The organism is Winogradskyella marina (assembly GCF_015645385.1).
Taxonomy (GTDB): domain Bacteria; phylum Bacteroidota; class Bacteroidia; order Flavobacteriales; family Flavobacteriaceae; genus Winogradskyella; species Winogradskyella marina.
Map to the genome: position 1 here is coordinate 1 of NZ_JADOET010000051.1, position 621 is coordinate 621.

A 621-nucleotide genomic window follows, 5' to 3' on the forward strand; every position below is an offset into this window, starting at 1 on the left:
AAATTAAATTTATTTTACCAATACCCAAACGGTAAACCCTGTGAATATTCTATTTTCCTTTATCAAATGTCCCCTTGAGGGGACTTTAGGGGTGTAAATAGATAAGTGGTAAATTAATAAAATGAAAAACAAAATCATTCCATACAACCCAGACCTAAAGGAACGTGCTAGGCAGTTAAGAAAAAGTAGCACCTTACAAGAAGTTTTGCTTTGGCAACATATAAAACAGCGTGCTTATGGTGTTCAGTTTCATAGACAAGTTCCTATGTTAAATTACATTGTAGATTTTTATTGTCATGAAATACGATTGGTAATTGAAATTGATGGCGATAGTCATGAGTATAATTTTCAATATGACGCTAAACGGCAAAGTGAATTAGAGGCTTATGATGTTACTTTTTTGAGGTTTTCTAACGATGACGTTAAAAAGAATATGTTTAGTGTGTTGTTGGTTATTGAGGAGAAGGTTGGGGAATTACGTGATAAATAGGAGGAACAACTTTGAAATTATTCTTGAACAGTCATGAACACCCCTAAGGTCCCCTCAAGGGGACATTCTAAACCAACAAACAAAAGTGTAAAAAATTAAATTTATTTTACCAATACCCAAACGGTAAACCC

General features: G+C 33.5%; 1 protein-coding gene. It reads left to right on the forward strand.

What is annotated here, in order from left to right; all coding sequences use genetic code 11:
- The first annotated feature begins 121 nt into the window (after positions 1–121).
- Positions 122–490, forward strand: coding sequence for an endonuclease domain-containing protein (locus ITJ86_RS17180; protein ID WP_195872876.1), 369 nt, complete (start codon positions 122–124; stop codon positions 488–490).
- Positions 491–621 lie beyond the last annotated feature (131 nt).

Excerpts from the sequence above, each read along its gene's own strand:
- ITJ86_RS17180 (WP_195872876.1), top strand. The coding sequence starts at position 122 with ATGAAAAACAAAATCATTCCATACAACCCAGACCTAAAGGAACGTGCT.